This is a genomic window from Qipengyuania sp. (assembly GCF_965277845.1).
Taxonomy (GTDB): Bacteria; Pseudomonadota; Alphaproteobacteria; order Sphingomonadales; family Sphingomonadaceae; genus Qipengyuania.
Map to the genome: position 1 here is coordinate 1,570,225 of NZ_OZ255844.1, position 17,969 is coordinate 1,588,193.

The window sequence follows — 17,969 nt, forward strand, 5'->3', positions numbered from 1 at the left end:
GGGTCTCTTTCGGCCAAGCGCCAAACTGCAAGAGGTCCCAGCCTTCGCTGGGACGCACGAAGGACTGAAATGCGCTACCTACCTCTGACCGATACCGACCGTTCGGACATGCTCGCAAAGATCGGCGCGCCCGATATCGATGCGCTGTTCGCAGATGTACCAGAAGAGGCGCGACTGTCCGGCCCGATCGAGGGGCTGCCGATGCACGCATCCGAAATGGCAGTCGAAAAGCACATGCGACGCCTGTCGAAGAAGAACCTCGCGGCAGCCGACGCGGCATTCTTCCTCGGTGCGGGGGCTTACAAGCATCATATCCCGGCGAGCGTCGACCATATCATCCAGCGCGGCGAGTTCCTGACCGCCTACACGCCCTACCAGCCGGAAATCGCGCAGGGCACCCTGCAGATGCTGTTCGAGTTCCAGACGCAGGTCGCGCGTCTCTATGGCTGCGCGGTGGCCAATGCCTCGATGTATGATGGCTCGACCGCCTGTTGGGAAGCGGTGGCGATGGCGGGTCGCGTCGCCCGCGGCAAGAAACACAAGGTGGTCCTTTCGGGCGCGCTGCACCCGCATTACGCCGAAGTCGTGCGGACGATGGCCAAGTTCACCGATGACGAGATTGCGGGCGCCCCGCCGAGCCTTACCGCCAAGCCCGATGACGACGGGTTGATCGCGCGTATCGACGAGAACACGAGCTGCGTCGTCGTGCAGTACCCCGACATTCTCGGACGTCTGCCCGATCTCGCCCGTATCGCGGAGGCTGCGCATGACAAGGGCGCGCTGCTGATCGCGGTCAATACCGAGCCGGTCGCGCTGGGGGCGATCAAATCGCCCGGCGAATTGGGCGCGGATATCGTGGTGGGCGAGGGCCAGTCGATCGGCGTCGGCCTGCAATTCGGCGGGCCCTATCTCGGCCTCTTCGCAGTGCGTGACGAAAAACACGTCCGCATGATGCCTGGACGCCTGTGCGGCGAAACCCAGGATGCAGAGGGCAAGCGCGGCTTCGTGCTCACGCTCTCGACCCGCGAACAGCATATCCGCCGCGAAAAGGCGACGAGCAATATCTGCACCAATTCGGGCCTCTGCGCGCTGGCCTTCAATGTCCATATGACGCTGCTGGGCGAAGAGGGGCTGAGGCGTCTGGCAATGGAGAACCATCGCCTCGCCTGCATGGCCGCGGACCGTCTCGCCAAGGTATCGGGCGTGAAGGTGCTCAACGATGCCTTCTTCAACGAATTCACCATCCTGCTCGATGGCGATGCGCGCAGCATCGTTCGCGAACTGACGAAGCAGGACATTCTGGCGGGCGTCTCGCTCGGCCGGCTGTTTCCCGACATCGACAGCCTGTCCAACGGCCTGCTCGTCGCGGTTACCGAAACCACTACCGAGGAGGACATCGAAACGCTGGCCTCCGCTCTCGAGGAGATGCTGGCATGAACGCGCCCAACGCATCCGGCTGGAAACCCGGCACGCCCGTCGAAGGCCACAACGCGATGAGCGGTCCCGACACCGCAACCGGCAACCGTGCGCTAATGCTCGAAGAACCGCTGCTGTTCGAGATCGGCCACATCGAGACGACCGGGGTCGACCTGCCCGAGCCCAAGGACGGACCCAACCGGCTCGGCGGGTTCGAGCGGAACGAACCGATCGGCCTGCCCGGCCTCTCCGAGCCTGAGACCGTGCGACACTATACGCGCCTGTCGCGCCAGAACTATGCGATCGACCTCGGTCTCTTCCCGCTCGGCTCTTGCACCATGAAGCACAATCCGCGCCTCAACGAGAAGATCGCGCGCATGCCCGGTTTCGCCGATGTCCATCCGCTTCAGCCGGTGGACACGGTGCGCGGCGCGCTCGAAGTGATCAACGAGCTCGCCTTCTGGCTGCTCGACCTCACCGGCATGCATGGCGTGGCGATGAGCCCCAAGGCGGGCGCACATGGTGAATTGTGCGGCATACTGTGCATTCGCGCCGCGCTCGAAGCGCGCGGCGATGCACGCGAGGTCATCCTCGTGCCCGAAAGCGCGCATGGCACCAATCCAGCAACCGCCGCCTTCGCGGGCTACAAGGTCGAGGACATCCCCGCGACCCCGGAAGGACGTGTCGATCTGGAAGCGCTGAAGGCGCGGCTCGGCCCCGATGTCGCAGGCGTGATGATCACCAATCCGAACACCTGCGGCCTGTTCGAGCGCGACATGAAGGCGATTTCCGACGCGGTCCACGAAGCCGGCGGTTTCGTCTATTGCGACGGCGCCAATTTCAACGCGATCGTCGGCAAGGTGCGCCCGGGCGACCTAGGTGTCGATGCGATGCACATCAATCTGCACAAGACCTTCTCCACCCCGCATGGTGGCGGCGGTCCGGGTTCTGGCCCGGTCGTGCTGTCCGAAGCGCTCAGCCCCTATGGCCCGCTGCCCTTCACTGCGCGAACCGCCGATGGCGTTGTCCATCTGGTGGAGGAGGAGAATGCCGACGAGTTCGAGCATACTAAGGCGTTCGGCCGCATGACCGCCTTTCACGGGCAGATGGGCATGTTCACCCGCGCGCTCGCCTATATGCTCAGCCACGGCGCGGATGGGTTGAAGCAGGTTGCCGAGGACGCGGTGCTCAACGCCAATTATGTCCTGCGCAGCCTCGAAGACGTGCTCGATGCACCCTTCGGCCCCAGCGGATCGTGCATGCACGAGGCGCTGTTCAGCGACAAAGGCTTCGGTGAGGGGCTCTCCACGCTCGATCTCGCCAAGGCGATGATCGACGAAGGCTACCATCCGATGACCATGTACTTCCCGCTGGTCGTGCATGGCGCCATGCTGGTCGAACCGACCGAGACCGAGAGCAAGGCGGCACTGGACCAGTTCATCATGGCGTTGCGCAGCGTGGCAGAACGGGCGAAGGCGGGCGACGAAACGCTCAAGACGGCGCCGCATTACGCTCCGCGTCGCAGGCTCGACGAGACCCAGGCTGCGCGCAAGCCGGTCCTTGCCTGGAACGATCCCGCGATGGCCTGAGGTAAACGGGGTTGCGGCCACGCGCCGCAGCTCTACAACCGTCTAACAAAACAACAGAAACGGGTCGCTCGATGCGCCGCGGGGGAGGCGGGGATTGAGCGAGGACAGGCAAGACACTCTGCTGATCCGCGGCTGGCGTAATGTGCGCGAAGCCGGGCCGCGTCGCCTGGCGCTGACCGCCCTGCTGGTAGTGATAGCGCTGCTGATCGCGCGCTACAGCTGGGATATTCCCGCCGAAATCGTGCCGCGCGATATGCGGACGCAGGGCGCCGAGGATGTCGATCTCAAGACCCCCGGCACTGGCGATGCCGAACGCGCGCTCTACGATTTGCGCAGTTCGCTGCTCGCCGACAGGATCGAGCAGGACGAGCGCATCACCATGGTCGTCTACGACGACCAGACGCTGATCAATGCCCGCAAGCGCTCGCCGCTCGATCGCGGCATGCTCGCCCGCGCGCTACAAGTGATCGACGACATGGAGCCCAAGGCGATCGGGATCGATATCCTGTTCGACCAGCCGCAAGACGAAGATGCCGAACTGATCGAGGTGCTCCGCGCGATGGAGACGCCGACGCTGGTCGGCTACGCCAATTTCGCCACCAATGAAGACGACATCGTCTACGATCAGCAGGTCTATCTCGAAGAGTTTCTCGCGCAGCTCGACGGCAGCAACGCGCGGCTGGCAAGCATCAGGCTCGACAATACGCATGGTGTGACGCGCAGATGGCCCAGCATCGAACCCGATCTTCCCCCGGTCCTTGGCCGAGCCATGTTGAGTGCTGCGGGCGAGGGCGAGAGGACGTTCCCCGGTTACGAGGGTTCGCTGCGCTATCGCCATCCCGCCTTCGAGAACGAGCCGATGTATGGGCGGCTGCAGATCGACAATTTCCTCGATCCGTTACTCATGGAAATCCCCGAGGTGCGTGCCATGCTGCGCGACCAGATCGAAGGCCGCTACGTGCTGATCGGCGGAGACATCATCGATTACGACCGGGTCCAGACGACGTTCTCCAGCGTCCTTGGGGAGAACCCGCCGGGTCTGCGAGTGCATGCCGACATGATAGCCCAGATGCTCGATGGCGACCGGCGCGGTCAGGTCGCGGATATTACTTTGTGGGCAATGGCATTGCTCGTGGTCACTACGGCGGTACTTACCGGGCTTCTCGAGTGGGGAAGCTGGCGGATCTACCTTCTGCTCGCAGCACAATTCGCCACCTTCATCGGCGTCCCCTTCGTAATGGAATGGCAGGGCGTCGATACTTACGGAGTGCCCGCGGCGGGTTGGCTGCTGGGCTGGATCCTCGCCTTTTCCGCGGTTGTTTCCGCAGCGCGGGCCAGCGGGGCGGTGCAGCGCAATTTCGCGCAGGGTGCGCTGGGCAAATACCTACCCAAGGAAATGGCCGAAGAGATTCTGGAGCATCCGCAGCTGCTTTCGCTACATGGCGAGAAGAAGGAGATCTTCGTCCTCTTCTGCGACCTCGAGGGCTTTACGAAGATGAGCCACGCGATCCCCCCCGAGATGGTCGCCAAACTGCTGAATCGCTATCTCGATCTCCTGTCGGACGTCGTGCTCGACCATGGCGGCGTGATCGACAAATTCGTCGGCGATGCGGTGGTCGCTTTCTGGGGCGCGCCGATCGCTAGGAAGGACGATGGCGAGCGCGCGGCCAGATGTGGCTATGCGATCTGGCAGGCGGGCGAGCGATTCCGCGAGGAAGTCGCGGCGATGGATCCGAACCTGCCCAAGATCGGCAAGACTCGCGTCGGTCTGCATTGGGGCGAAGCGGTGGTCGGCAATTTCGGCGGCGATAACCGCATCCAATACACCGCCCTGGGCGACAGCATGAACACCGCCGCGCGGCTCGAGGCGGCCAACAAGGCGCTCGATTCGAGCGTCATGGCCAGCCGCGAATTCGCTGAGCGCTCGGATCTCGACTGGTGGCGACCGATGGGGTGTGTGGTATTGCGCGGCCGCGCCCAGCCGGTCGAATTGATGGAGCCGGCGCCCGATTTCCCCAAGTCCGATCGCGAGCTGCTGGCGCAAGCGTACAAGCTGACGCGCTCCGACAATGCTAGCGCTGTGCAGGTGATCCGCGATGTGGCCAATCGCCATCCCGCTGACAGGGCGCTGGAAAACCTGCTATATCGCGTTCGGAACTTGAGTGATGGAGGGGCCTATGTCCTCGGCTAAATCGGTTCTCGCAACGGCTGTGTTCTCGCTCGCGGCCCTCGGTTTTCTCGGATCGGCGCCGGCCTCGGCCGGAGTGGTGGTCAAGTCGAGCGGCCCGTCCGCTGGAAGCTATCCGGTGGGCAAGAAGCTCGACGATGCGGCCAGCATCACGCTCAAGACCGGCGACAGCATTACCGTTCTTACCGATAGCGGGACGCGGGTCATCACCGGTCCCGGCACCCACCGCGTAGGCGCGCGCGGCGCCAGCAAACGCACCACCTTCGCCATGCTCACGCGCCAGCGCTCAGGTGCGCGTGTCCGAACCGGGGCTGTGCGCGGCGGTCCAGCAGGCGCAGCGAGCAATCCCAATCTGTGGAATGTCGATACCTCGCAGGCGGGGAAGATCTGTCTGCCGGGCAGCGATGCGATTACCTTCTGGCGCCCTTCGGTCGAAGGCGAAGAGACCTGGGTGCTCGGCTCGGCCGTTTCCGACTTCCACGTCCATGTGACGTTCGACGATGGCGATGCGCTCGCCTCGTTGAGCGCCGAAGAACTGCCGCTGGAACGGAACCGGATCTACGATTTTTCGGGGCCGACAGGCGGCCCCAGGAAGCGACTGGAATTCGTCATGCTCGGCAGTGCTCCCGACAATCCGGAAGACCTCGCCGTCGCGCTGGCGGAAAACGGGTGTAACGGCCAGCTCGACCTCTTGAGCGAGAAGCTGGCAAGCTAACGCATACCGGTGGCCCCGCGGTACGGGGCAAATGGGGCTGCCGGTTGAACGGCAGTGTTACAAGGGTCGATCGGGGAGGGCCGATGGAGCGCAGGGCAAGAGGCTGGCCTGCAGTGCGAAGCGACACGCATGGCGTGCTCGTATTGGCCCTCATAGCTGCGTTCGCTATCCTCGCGTCCGTCACGCAAGGTCCCTCCGCTGCCAATGCCCAGTCCTCCGGCCCGCGTTACGAGGGTGTTGCTAGCTGTGCGGGTTCGACCTGCCACGGCCGATCGGAGGGCAATGGCGCAATCGTCCGGCAGGACGAAATCGCGACCTGGCAGGAACCCTCCTCCGCCAGCGGGGCGCATAGCCGCGCCTATTCGGTACTTGCGAGCCGGCGGGGGCGACAAATCGCCCAGACCCTGGGGATCGGCGCGGCGACCGCCGCTCCGGCATGCCTCGGATGCCATGCAACCTATGTTCCGCAATCGCGCCGCGGCGCGCGCTTCCACACCAGCGACGGCGTTGGCTGCGAGAGCTGTCATGGCCCTGCCGAGGGCTGGCTGCAGGTGCACTACGAGAAAGCGGCGAGCCACGCCTCCAACCTGCGCGCGGGGCTCGTCCCGCTCGAACGGCCGCAGGTCCGCGCCAAGGTTTGCCTCGACTGCCATTACGGCAGCACCGGGACCGGCCAGTTCGTCACCCATTCGATGATGGCCGCCGGCCACCCGCGCATCTCCTTCGAGCTCGACCTGTTTTCTTCACTGCAGCAGCATCATGACGAGGACGCCGACTATATTCGCCGCAAGCCGCGCACCGACAGCGTGCGGCTGTGGGCGGTGGGGCAGGCCGAGGCGGTGGCGCGCGCCACCGACCTGTTCGCGCGGCCCCAATTCGGCATGCGCGGCATGTTTCCCGAATTCTATTTCTACGATTGCCACAGCTGCCATCGCCCGATCACCGACGGGCCGGCCCGGCGGCTGACCTTCGAGACCAATCCGGGGCGGCCCATCCCTTTCGCCAATCCGCCTTTCAACGACGAGAACATCATCATGCTTTCGGCGGTGAGCCGGGCGCTCGCGCCAAGCGCGGGCGCAGCGTTCAACGATGCGAGCCTGGCCTTCCACCGCGCCATGGGCCGCGACCGGGCCAGCGCGCAGCAAGCCGCCACCGTACTGCGCGATCGGGCGCGTGCGCTCTCGAACGTGCTCGCCGCGCGCACGTCCGGCGGCGGCGATGCGCATGAGGTGATCGCGGCGATCGCCTCGCGAGCGACCGCGCCGCGGTTCACCGATTATGCCGGCTCGGTCCAGGCGGTGATGGCGGTCGACACGCTGCTCAATGCGCTGGTGCGCGAGGGGCGCGTAACGATTGGCGCCGCGGCGGGAATCCGCACCGACATCAATCGCGCCTATGCGGCGGTGGCTGCGCCCGAAACCTATCGCCCGGCCGAATTCCGCGGCGCGCTGGCCAGCGCCACATCGGCCATCGGGAGCCTTCGCTGATGCGGCGCGGCGCCCCGGCCTGCCTCGCAGGGGTGCTGGCGTTGGCGCTGGTGTCCTGTGGCGGGGGAGGATCCCCGGGTGGCGGTGCAACGCCAACACCCGCAGCCAGTCCTGCGCCCACCCCGACCACCGGCGGGCGCCTCTTCGCCGATCCGGCGCAGCGCTCGCTCACCGTCGGCGATGTCCAATCGATCATCGCGCAGGCGGTGGGCGAGGCGCAGACACGCGGATTGCCAGCGACCATCGCTGTGGTCGATCGGGTTGGCAACGTCCTGGGCGTTTTCGCTATGACCGGCTCGCCCGCCAATACGCGGATCAGCCGCCGCACGATCGCAGGCCTCGCCGCTGCGGGCAGCGAGGTGGGGCTGCAGGGCGTACAGGTGCCCACCGCGGCCGCAGCGATCGCCAAGGCGATCACCGGGGCCTATCTGTCGAGCAGCGGCAACGCGTTCTCCACCCGCACGGCAAGCCAGATCGTGCAGGAGCATTTCCCGCCCGCCGCCTCGACCGCCGGGCTCGAAAGCGGCCCGCTGTTCGGCGTGCAGTTCAGCCAGCTGCCCTGTTCGGACCTCTCGGCGCGGATGAGTGACGGGATGATCGGTCCGCAGCGCTCGCCGCTGGGCCTCGCCGCCGATCCGGGCGGTTTCCCGCTCTACAAGGACGGCGTGGTTGTCGGCGGGATCGGGGTCGCGGGAGATGGCACCTACGGCTTCGATCCCGACACGATCGACCGCGACCGCGACGATGAGGAATTCGCCGCGCTGGCCGGAACGCAGGGGTTCACACCGCCGCGCTCGATCGAGGCGGATCGTATTCCGGTCGACGGCACCAGCCTGCGCTACCGCGATGTCGAGGCGAGCGAACTGGGGCCATTGCAGGGCAGCTTCGGCGCAGTCAACGGACCCGCCGGTACGCTGGTCCCCGTCTTCGGCTATTCCACCGGCGCGATCCGCGCAGGGGTCGCCTATGGCACCGATGCCTCGGGCATCCGCCGCAGCACGGCCAGCGAATTCGCCAATCGCGATGCCTATGTTCTGGTCGATGCGGGCGGGGCGCCCCGCTTCCCGATCCGCGCGGGGACCGACGCAGCCCGCGTCACGAACCCGCTGACTGCCGCCGAAGTGCGTGCAGTCCTCGAAGAGGCTTTCATCGTGCTCGGCCGCGCGCGCGCGCAGATCCGCCGCCCGCTCGACAGCCGGATGCAGGCGACGATCAGCCTGGTCGACACGCATGGCGCGGTGCTCGGCATAGTGCGCTCGCCCGACGGCCCGATCTTCGGCACCGATGTCTCGCTGCAGAAGGCACGCACGGCGGCCTTCGTTTCGAATGTGGTGGCCGCATCTCAACTTCAGTCCGGCGGGGCGGCGATCGCACGTTATGTCCAGCGCACGCGCGATTTGCTCGGCGATCCCGATGCGCTGACCGGCCAATTCGCCTTTGCCGACCGATCGGGCGGCAATCTGGCACGACCCTATTTCCCCGATGGCGAGGTCGGGCCGCTGGCAGGGCCGCTCTCGGTCGAGCGGCCGGGACAGTTCAGTCCCTTCATGACCGGGCTGCAGACCGATCTCATCATCCCGAACCTCGTCCAGCATCTCGGCTTTGTGACCTCGAGCGGGGCCAATCCCGATACGCCGCGCGGCTGCACGCAGCTGCCCGACGCGCCGGGGGGCGGCAAGCGCCTAGCCAACGGCATGCAGATCTTCCCCGGCTCGGTCCCGATTTATCGCGGCGACGAACTGGTCGGCGGGATCGGCGTGTCGGGCGACGGGATCGACCAGGACGACATGGTCAGCTTCCTCGGCCTGCACAATGCCGGTCAGCGCGTCGGCGGGATCGGCAATGCGCGCGTCGAAATCCGTGCCGACCGGATCGTGGTCGATCTGGACGGGCGACCCGTCCGGTTGCGCTACGTCAATTGTCCCTTCGCGCCGTTCCTCGACGATCCGAAGCAGAATGTCTGCGAGGGGTTGTGATGACCTCGGTTGCACTCGCCCCGCTGGCCTTGTTTCTGACCGCACAGGCGGAGCCGCCCCCGCAGCCCCCGACCGACGACCCGGTCGTCAAGGCCGAGCCCGATGAACCGCCGCCGGTCGAGCGGGAGATCATCGAGGGCCGCCGCCGACCGGACTATACCGAGCCGCTGCCCGACGAGGTGACGCAGACCAACGAGGGTGCGGTGCGCGCGCCGCCGCCTGAGGCTTTCCCGGTAGACCAGGTGCCCGTGCCCGACCGCTGGCGGCTGATCGAGAGCCTCGGCCTTGTGCGCGAGCGTTGGTGGGACCCCTACAACCAGAATACCTACAAAGGCGACCGGCCGATCAATCCGGACAAGGTCCCCTGGCTACCGATCACCGGCGACGACTGGTTCTTCATCCTCAACGGGGTGAGCGACACGGTGTTCGAACCGCGCACCTTTCCCATACCCGTCGGGGTGCAGACGACCGAGCGCCCGGACAGCCTCGACGTCTTCGGCAAGGATGCGAGCTACGTCCTGTCGCAGACCTTCATCGTGGGCGCGGCCCTGCTCAAGGGCAGCACCGCCTACAAGCCGCCCGATGTCGAATACCGCGTCACGCTGGCGGCCAATCTCAACTATGTCGACGTGCCCGAACGCCGCGTGCTGTTCGTCGAGCCGAGCAGGCCCTCGCACCGCTTCGACCACTTTGTCGGCGTACAGGAAGCCTTTTTCGACTTCCATTTTCGCAACGTTTCCGACCGCTACGATTTCGACAGCGTGCGGGTCGGCATCCAGCCCTTCCAGGCCGATTTCCGCGGCTTCCTGTTCAACGACAACCAGCTGGGCGTGCGCTTCTTCGGCACGCGCGACAACAACCGCTTCCAGTACAATTTCGGCGGTTTCTGGCGGTTGGAGAAGGACACCAACAGCGGTCTCAACGCGGTGCTGCAGACGCCGCGCGACGATTTCGTGTTCTACGTCAACGCCTATCGGCAGGACTTCCTCATCCCCGCGCTGACCAGCCAGCTGACCTTCGTGTGGAACGCCAATCGCGAGGCCGACGATATCCAGATCGACGATAACGGCTTTCCCGTCAGGCCCGCGCTGCTCGGAAGCTTGCGCGGGCGCGACTACGACGTGTTCTACATCGGCTACAATGCAGACGGGCGGATCGGACGCATCAACCTCACGGGCAGCGCCTATTACGCCTTCGGCGAAGATCGCAATTCCTTCTTTACCGACCGCCCGGCCGACATCAGCGCCTGGTTCGCCGCGCTCGAGGCGAGCTACGACCGCGACTGGATCCGCTTTCGCATCTCGGGCGCCTATGCCAGCGGCGACGGCGCCCCCTATGACGACACCGAAACCGGCTACGACGCGATTTTCGAGAACCCGGTCTTCGCCGGCGCCGATACGTCCTACTGGATCCGCCAGACCATTCCCTTCGCGGGCGGCGGGCGCGCAATCAGCGTCAATGGGCGCAACGGCATCCTCAATTCGCTGCGAAGTTCGAAGGAACAGGGGCAGTCGAATTTCAACAATCCGGGCCTTATGCTGCTCGGCGTGGGCGCGGATTTCGATCTTACGCCCGAATTTCGCCTGTCGGCCAATGCCAATCATTTGTGGTTCGAGAATACGGCCACGCTGCAGGCGCTGCGCAACGAAGGCTCGATCCCGAAGGAAATCGGCTGGGACCTGTCCGCAGCGGCCATTTGGCGGCCCAAGGCGACGCAGAACATCGTCTTTCGCCTGTCGGCCGCCGCATTGATCTCGGGTGACGGCTTCGACGACCTTTTCACCTCCCTCGGCAATCCGGGCGCCTATTACTCGGTGCTCGCCAATGCGATCCTGACCTACTGATGCGCGCGGCTTCCCGCCTCCTCGCCGCGATCGCGCTGATGCTGCTGGCCGGCGCCATGGGGCTGCGCGCAGCGGAAAAGGAGAAGCCGTTAAAACGCGACTACAGCCTCGTTACCGCCGCACCCGCGCCGCGCATCCAGACCGAAGAGCAGATGGCGGCCAAGTCGGCTGGCTGTTTCTCCTGCCATATCCGCACCGACCAGCCGACCATGCATGAGACGCCCGCCGTCCGGCTCGGCTGCGTCGACTGCCATGGCGGTAATCCCAATGTGATGGGCAATGCCGAGCTGGCACATGACGATCCGGCCTATGTCGCCGCGCGCGATGCCGCGCATGTGCTGCCGACCTATCCGGAAAGCTGGCACTGGCCGTCCTCCGCAAACCCCAAGCGCAGCTATACGCTGCTCAATCGCGAGGACCCGGTCTTCGTCCGCTTCGTGAATCCCAGCGACTACCGCGTCGCGCGCGAGGCTTGCGGCGCCTGCCATATCGAGACGATCGAGGCGGCCGAGCGCTCGATCATGGCGACCGGCGCGATGCTGTGGGGCGGGGCGGCCTACAACAACGGTGTCCTGCCCTTCAAACGCTACATTCTGGGCGAGGCCTATACGCGCGACGGCAAGCCCGGGAAGATCGAGAGCCCCGGTGTGCCCGCAGGTACGGTGACCGAGAACCAGCGGGCACGCGGCGCGCTGGCAGCGCTCTACCCCATGCCCAGCTGGCACGTGATCCCGCCGGGCGACGTGTTTCGCGTGTTCGAACGGGGCGGGCGCAACATCGCCAGCCAGTTTCCCGAGGTCGGCATTCCCAATCCGACCGGCCTGATCCAGCGGCTGGAGGAACCGGGGCGACCCGACCTGAAACAATCGAACCGCGGTCCCGGCACGGGCCTGCGCGTCGCGATCCCCGTTCTCAATATCCACAAGACGCGCCTCAACGATCCCTTCACCTGGTTCATGGGGACCAACGACCAGCCGGGCGATTATCGCCATTCGGGCTGCGCGAGCTGCCATGTGGTCTATGCCAACGACCGAGAGCCGCGCCATTCGCTGATCTATGCGCAATATGGCCGCGACGGGCAGAGTGCGACGATCGATCCGACCATCGCCTCGCTCTACGAGGGCGGGCGCGGCGATGACCAATCGGGCGGCCACGGAGCAGTGAAGGAGCCGGGTCACTCGAACGACGAACCGTTGAAGCAGAAAGGGCACCCGATCCGGCATAGCTTCACCCGATCCATCCCGACCGCGCAGTGCATGAATTGCCACATGCACCAGCCGAACATCTTCCTGAATTCCTACCTCGGCTACACCATGTGGGATTACGAGAGCGACGCGCCGCATATGTGGCCAAAAGAGCAGAAGTATCTCACTGCAGACGAGGTGCGCGCGGTGCTCGATCGTAACCCCGAAGGCGCGGCGCCCAAGGGCAAGTGGGCCGATCTCGATTTCCTGCGCAATGTCTACGATCTCAATCCAGAGCTGAAGGACACGCAGTTCGCCGATTACCATGGCCATGGCTGGAATTTCCGCGCGATCCTCAAGCGCGACCGCGAAGGCAATCTGCTCGACAAGGAGGGCCAGATCGTCGCGCCCGACGATCCGGAAAAATGGCGCAGGGAAGGCGAGGGCAAGTTCGTCGAGGTCGGCACCAACCCCGGCAAGACCGTCCACATGATGGACATCCATGCCGAGAAGGGGCTGCAATGCGCCGACTGCCATTTCGCGCAGGACAGCCACGGCAACGGCCTGATCTATGCCGAGGTCGCCAATGCGGTGGAGATCGGCTGTAAGGACTGCCACGGCACACCAGACGCCTATCCCACGCTGCTGACCAGCGGTCCGGCGGCACCGCCCAGGGGCACCGACCTGTCGCTGCTCCGCAATCCCGACGGCAAGCGCCGTTTCGAATGGACCTATGGCGAGGATGGCCGACAGGTATTGGTCCAGCGATCCATCGTCGACCCGGGCCTTAAGTGGGAAATCAGTCTCGTGCGCGATAGCGTCGATCGCGCGGCAGCTGATTTCAACCCCAAGTCGGCCCGGGCCAAGTTGATGAGCAAGCAGGGCGCGGAAACCGGCCTGTTCGAATTCGGCACAGGCATCGCACCAGACGACCGCGCGCATGGCGCTGAGGAGATGGCGTGCTTCACCTGCCACCTTTCTTGGACGACCAGTTGCGGCGGGTGCCATTTGCCGATCGAGGCGAATTGGAAGAGCAAGTCGCACCATTATGGCGGCGAGGAAACGCGCAATTTCGCAACCTACAACCCGCAGGTGGCGCGCGACCAGATGTTCCAGCTTGGCCGCCACCAGACGACCAAGGGCAATCAGGTCGCCCCGATCCGCTCAACCAGCGCGCTGGTGCTGTCCTCGACCAACATCAACCGCGAGCGCATCTATGTGCAGCAGCCGCCGGTCGCCTCCTCGGGTTACTCCTCGCAAGCCTTCGCCCCGCATTTCCCGCATACCGTCCGCCTGATCGAGACCAAGACCTGCACGGATTGCCACCTATCGGCGGACGACGACAACAATGCGATCATGAGCCAGCTGCTGCTGCTAGGTACGAATTTCGTCAATTTCGTCGGTCTCAACGCATGGGTCGGGCTTGACACCGGGTTCGAGGCGGTGCGCGTCACCGAGTGGGACGAACCGCAGGCGGTGCTGGGCAGTTACCTGCACCGCTATGCCTACCCCGACTATTGGCGCATGCATGTCGAGGGCAATGGCCGCGAGCTGAAGGACTGGACGCGCGGCAAGACTTTCGACGGGGATCTCGGCGGCGAAACCAAGGCGTTCGAACAATTCGCCAATGTTCACGAAGGCACACGCGATGCGGTCACTTGCCTGCAACTGCGCGGCGAATACATGTTCGTCGCCGAAGGCAGGGGCGGCTTCCGCGTCTACGACGTCGCCTCGATCGCCAACAAAGGCGTGTCCGAGCGCATCCTCACAGCGCCCTTCAGCGCGATGGGGCACGATACGCATGTAAAAACCAGGAACGCCACCTGCATGGCGCTGGCGACCAACCAACCGGTCCGGCCCGACCGCAACAAGGCCATGGCGGCAACGCCGGTCGAGGATGCCGATGGCAATCCGGTGATGAACCCCGACGGTACACCGATGACGCTTCTCCAGGTCAACCAGGAACAGGCGATGAAGCCGATCTACGATTATGCGTTGATTACCGACGCCATCGAAGGGCTGGTGCTGGTCAATGTCGAGACCATGGCCGATGGCGAATTCCGCAACAACAAGTTGAAGCGCACCCGTTTCGCCGATGGTGCCAAGGCGTGGAATCCCGATGGCGTGCTGAACGGGGCACGCCATATCACGCTGGCCGGCGATATCGCTTACATCACGGCGGCTGCAGGACTCGTGGCGGTCGATCTGGCCGATCCTGCTAGCCCGCAAGTGATGGCGGTTCGTGCGCTAACCGATGCGCGCGCCTCGACCATCCAGTTCCGCTATCTCTGGGTCACCGATGCCGAAGGCGTGAAGCTGTTCGACGTCACCGACATGCGCAATCCGGTCGCCATGCCGGAAGCGTCGGTGCCGCTGGCCGATGCGCGGCGAATCTACGTCGCGCGCACCTATGCCTATGTCGCGGCCAAGCGAGACGGGCTGGTGATCCTCGACGTAACCCGACCGCTGTCGCCAACGATCTACCAGCGCGTGACGCTCGACGGGCAGCTCAACGATGCCGAGGATGTGATCGTCGGTTCGACCAATGCCACGCTGTTCGCCTATGTTGCCGACGGGCGGAACGGATTGAAGGTGCTCCAGCTGACCACGCCCGACAGCCAGCCCAATTTCTACGGTTTCAGCCCCGCGCCCAAGCCCGAACTGATCGCCTGGGCGAAGACCAAGGGCGTGGCGCTCTCGCTCAGCAAGGGACTCGATCGCGACCGGGGGGTGGACGAGACCGGCGGGCAGATGGCGGTGTTCGGTCGGCTGGGCTCGCGCCCGTTCAACCGCGAGGAGATGGAGAAGTTGTTCCTCACCCGCGCAGGCGTGCCGTGGAAGGTGACGGACGAGCCTGACATGCGGGCCTGGGTTGGCGGCAGCGGCCCATGGCTCGATCGAAGCCGCTCTGCCCCTGGCGACTAGCGGCGTTCCGCCTTCATCTCGCGCACCATCGGCTTCAGATGCTCGCCATAATGCGCAAGCACATCCCACTCGCCGCAGCTTTCGTAATGCGTGACGAGGTCGCTCCCGTCCCAGTAATGAAGCGCGTAGCTGGCGGGCTCGGTGGTAATCAGTGCGCGATTGTCGGCACGGTTTTCGTCGATCGGACGTAGATCGAGCGCGACGAGGGGAGCGATCGAGGGCGTGATGCCGAGCGGGATGTCGCGGAATCGTGCCGTGACCCGGCGATGCAGATGCCCGCAGTGGATCGCGCGAATTGTGTCCTTGTGCCCTTCGACCGCTTCGGCGAAGCGGAGGATCCATGGCTCGTCTGGCGCCGGGTCCATCCAGTCGATTCCGCTCACGATCGGCGGGTGATGCATGAAGATCACGCAGGGCGTATCGCTGCCCCGGCCGAGCTCGGCGCGAAGCCAGTCGCACCGCCGCTCGCAGAAGGCGCCGCCATGTCGGCCCGCCTCGAACGTATCGAGGCATATGATCCTGAGGCCGTCGCTCTCGACGACATATTGCAGGAACTCGCCTTCGCAAGGCGTGTCGGGGAACGCCTGCAGCATCGCTTCGCGCGCGTCGTGATTGCCGACCAGCGGCAGCAGCGGGCAGGGCATATCCGACAGGATCTGCGCGATCTTGTCGAAGCTTTCACTATCGCCATGGTCGGTCAGATCGCCCGATAACACGATGTAATCGAGCTTGTGAGGAGCCTTCTTCAGCCGTTCGAGCACGGCGCGAAAGCGCGTGCGGTTGAGCTCCTCCGGACGAGCATCGGGATCGAAGCCGATATGGATATCGGTCAGCTGGGCGATCAGCAAAACGGCTCCCTCCCTCGTGTCGCGCCGGTCTTCATTCGCCCTCCATCCCGCTTCGCGCAAGCCCCGCCACCCGCGCTGGCGCCACGCTTTGCAGTCGCTCCTCGCGCTGGCGGAAGCTTGGCGGGTGGTAGCTGTGACACATGGCGCAGGTGGAGGGAACATCCGCCTCGCGCGCCGCGGCGCCCTGATGGCACTCGCGACAGGTAGCGATAGTGGGCAACAGCAGGTCCCGCGCACTGCCGGACGTATCGGCGGCGTGACAGCTGGTGCAGTCTTCCTGCGCATGGGGCGCGTGGTCGAAGCGGGCGTTGAGGAAGTAATGGTTGCGCTGGAAGACCGGCATCACCGAAGCTTCGCCTCCGGCGCCGGTGGGGATATGGCATTCGCCGCAGACCCCGCCCTCCGACAGCGCGCGGACAATTCCGATATAGTTCTGCGTCGGTCGCCCGAAGTCCTGGAAATAGCGCCCGCCGCGCTTGAATTCGCCCGGTCGCCTCAGGCCGCGAGTGACCGGCGAGCGCGGAGCCCGATCCATGGCGATGAGGTCGGCCCGCATCTGTGCCACGTCGCCATGGCGGAGCGTGCGATAGGTGACGCCGACCTTGTCGTAGACGAGGCTGTGGCAGCTCTCGCAATCGCTCTCCATGGCCACCGGAAGGAAGCCGTTGCGGTCGTCGGTCGGGCGATGGCAGTCGGCACAGACCAGTTTCTCGCCGTAGTCGGGCAGATTGCCCGCCATGCGTGCGACGCCATTGGTCGACGACAGGTGCATCGCGTGCGGAAAGCGCAGGCCGTGGTCCTCGCGCGCCTCTCCATCGAGCGTCACCCGTGTGAGGTCTTCGCTGCCGAGCTCGGCATGGACGAGCGCCTGCAACTGCGGGTGATCGGTGCCGAAATCGTGCGCATTGCCCAGCGCGGTGTCGGCCAGCCTCGCGTCCATGGATTCGTGGCAACTCGAACAGAATTGCTGCGCGGCGGGCTCCATCCGGCCCGCGCCTTCGTGCTCGGTATGGCAGGTGGTGCAGGCCTCGGGCCCCTCCTTGCCGAAAACATCCGCGACTTGCCACAGCAGCGCATCGCCCGTGCTCATCGGTCCGCGCGCGGCAGCCAGCCGGTTCTGTGCGGCATGGTCGCCGATGTCCTGGTGGCACGCGAGGCAGGTTTCCTCGCGAACCGAAACGAAGGGTGCGACGTGGCAAGCCTCGCAATTGTTCTCGAGCGCGTGGTGGGCGAGGCTGAGCCTGCCCGTGCTCCAGCTCGCATCCCACGCCACCTGGTCGATGCCGTCGGCGCCGGGCTGCTTGTCGGTGCGGGCCAGGTTGGTCCAGATCGGCACCACCATGAAGGCGATGAGGATCGCGAGCACGCCGATCCATGCCGCGGCGCGTTTGCTCGGCATGGCGCTGGCGAGGTCGAAGTAGCGTACCGCATCGCGATTGCCGAACTCGCGCTCTTCCTGCGTCACGGTCACCAGCGTGCGTCCATCGGGCTCGCGTGCGAAAGCCAGCGTGGACAGGCCGAGCGTCAATCGCCCTCCCTTGGCGGGATCGAACCGCACGCTCGTCGTCTTGCGGCCGTCGAAAGTGAAGTCGCGGGTCGATCCGGCTTCGAGCGCGATCCGGCCCCGCTCATCAACCTCGGCAGATACGTGGTGCTGTTCGACGGCGAGGTCGGCAATGACGACGTCGTTGGTAGTCGCGCGGCCGATGGTCAGCCTGGAGCCTTCAACTTCCCGATCGCGCACGATCTCGCGACCGGTGGCGGTGTGGTCGACGGTGCGGATGAGGAATGTCATGC

At 65.2% G+C, this 17,969-nt stretch carries 10 protein-coding genes; 8 read left to right on the forward strand and 2 right to left on the reverse strand.

Annotated elements, in window-relative coordinates; translation table 11 throughout:
• Positions 1-69: 69 nt before the first annotated feature.
• The 8 genes from gcvPA (at position 70) to ACQY4G_RS07720 (ending at position 15,324) form a co-directional block, all read left to right on the forward strand.
• A complete protein-coding gene (gene gcvPA, locus ACQY4G_RS07685; RefSeq protein ID WP_421989994.1) occupies positions 70-1,437 on the forward strand; it encodes an aminomethyl-transferring glycine dehydrogenase subunit GcvPA in 1,368 nt (455 codons plus the stop codon).
• Positions 1,434-3,005 carry an aminomethyl-transferring glycine dehydrogenase subunit GcvPB gene (gene gcvPB, locus ACQY4G_RS07690; RefSeq protein WP_421989996.1) on the forward strand — a complete coding sequence of 524 codons (1,572 nt, stop codon included), beginning with the start codon at positions 1,434-1,436 and terminating at the stop codon, positions 3,003-3,005. The genes gcvPA and gcvPB overlap by 4 nt, the downstream gene beginning before the upstream one ends.
• A 94-nt stretch (positions 3,006-3,099) precedes the next feature.
• The gene (locus tag ACQY4G_RS07695) at positions 3,100-5,196 is read left to right on the forward strand and encodes a CHASE2 domain-containing protein (protein ID WP_421989998.1); all 2,097 of its coding nucleotides are present in this window, start codon (positions 3,100-3,102) and stop codon (positions 5,194-5,196) included.
• Positions 5,183-5,908, forward strand: coding sequence for a hypothetical protein (locus ACQY4G_RS07700; protein WP_421990000.1), 726 nt, complete (start codon positions 5,183-5,185; stop codon positions 5,906-5,908). Before ACQY4G_RS07695 ends, ACQY4G_RS07700 begins: the two co-directional genes overlap by 14 nt.
• An 83-nt stretch (positions 5,909-5,991) precedes the next feature.
• Entirely contained in the window at positions 5,992-7,395 is a 1,404-nt protein-coding gene (locus tag ACQY4G_RS07705; protein WP_421990002.1) for a multiheme c-type cytochrome, read from the forward strand.
• A complete protein-coding gene (locus tag ACQY4G_RS07710) occupies positions 7,395-9,371 on the forward strand; it encodes a heme-binding protein (protein ID WP_421990004.1) in 1,977 nt (658 codons plus the stop codon). The genes ACQY4G_RS07705 and ACQY4G_RS07710 overlap by 1 nt, the downstream gene beginning before the upstream one ends.
• Positions 9,371-11,215 (forward strand): hypothetical protein, encoded by a 1,845-nt coding sequence (locus ACQY4G_RS07715; RefSeq protein ID WP_421990006.1) that lies wholly within the window; start codon positions 9,371-9,373, stop codon positions 11,213-11,215. Before ACQY4G_RS07710 ends, ACQY4G_RS07715 begins: the two co-directional genes overlap by 1 nt.
• On the forward strand, positions 11,215-15,324 hold the full coding sequence (locus ACQY4G_RS07720) for a multiheme c-type cytochrome (protein WP_421990008.1): 4,110 nt from the start codon (positions 11,215-11,217) through the stop codon (positions 15,322-15,324). The genes ACQY4G_RS07715 and ACQY4G_RS07720 overlap by 1 nt, the downstream gene beginning before the upstream one ends.
• Here ACQY4G_RS07720 and ACQY4G_RS07725 read toward each other — a convergent pair.
• Positions 15,321-16,172 (reverse strand): metallophosphoesterase, encoded by an 852-nt coding sequence (locus ACQY4G_RS07725; RefSeq protein ID WP_421990010.1) that lies wholly within the window; start codon positions 16,170-16,172, stop codon positions 15,321-15,323. The two genes, ACQY4G_RS07720 and ACQY4G_RS07725, sit on opposite strands and share 4 nt — an antisense overlap.
• A 31-nt stretch (positions 16,173-16,203) precedes the next feature.
• Positions 16,204-17,967 carry a cytochrome c3 family protein gene (locus tag ACQY4G_RS07730; protein ID WP_421990012.1) on the reverse strand — a complete coding sequence of 588 codons (1,764 nt, stop codon included), beginning with the start codon at positions 17,965-17,967 and terminating at the stop codon, positions 16,204-16,206.
• Between the last annotated feature and the right edge of the window lie 2 nt (positions 17,968-17,969).

Bases quoted from the DNA above. Each gene is read 5' to 3' on its own strand.
- gcvPA (WP_421989994.1), top strand. From the start codon at position 70: ATGCGCTACCTACCTCTGACCGATACCGACCGTTCGGACATGCTCGCA.
- gcvPB (WP_421989996.1), top strand. From the start codon at position 1,434: ATGAACGCGCCCAACGCATCCGGCTGGAAACCCGGCACGCCCGTCGAA.
- ACQY4G_RS07700 (WP_421990000.1), top strand. From the start codon at position 5,183: ATGTCCTCGGCTAAATCGGTTCTCGCAACGGCTGTGTTCTCGCTCGCG.
- ACQY4G_RS07705 (WP_421990002.1), top strand. From the start codon at position 5,992: ATGGAGCGCAGGGCAAGAGGCTGGCCTGCAGTGCGAAGCGACACGCAT.
- ACQY4G_RS07710 (WP_421990004.1), top strand. From the start codon at position 7,395: ATGCGGCGCGGCGCCCCGGCCTGCCTCGCAGGGGTGCTGGCGTTGGCG.
- ACQY4G_RS07715 (WP_421990006.1), top strand. From the start codon at position 9,371: ATGACCTCGGTTGCACTCGCCCCGCTGGCCTTGTTTCTGACCGCACAG.
- ACQY4G_RS07720 (WP_421990008.1), top strand. From the start codon at position 11,215: ATGCGCGCGGCTTCCCGCCTCCTCGCCGCGATCGCGCTGATGCTGCTG.
- ACQY4G_RS07730 (WP_421990012.1), bottom strand. From the start codon at position 17,967: ATGACATTCCTCATCCGCACCGTCGACCACACCGCCACCGGTCGCGAG.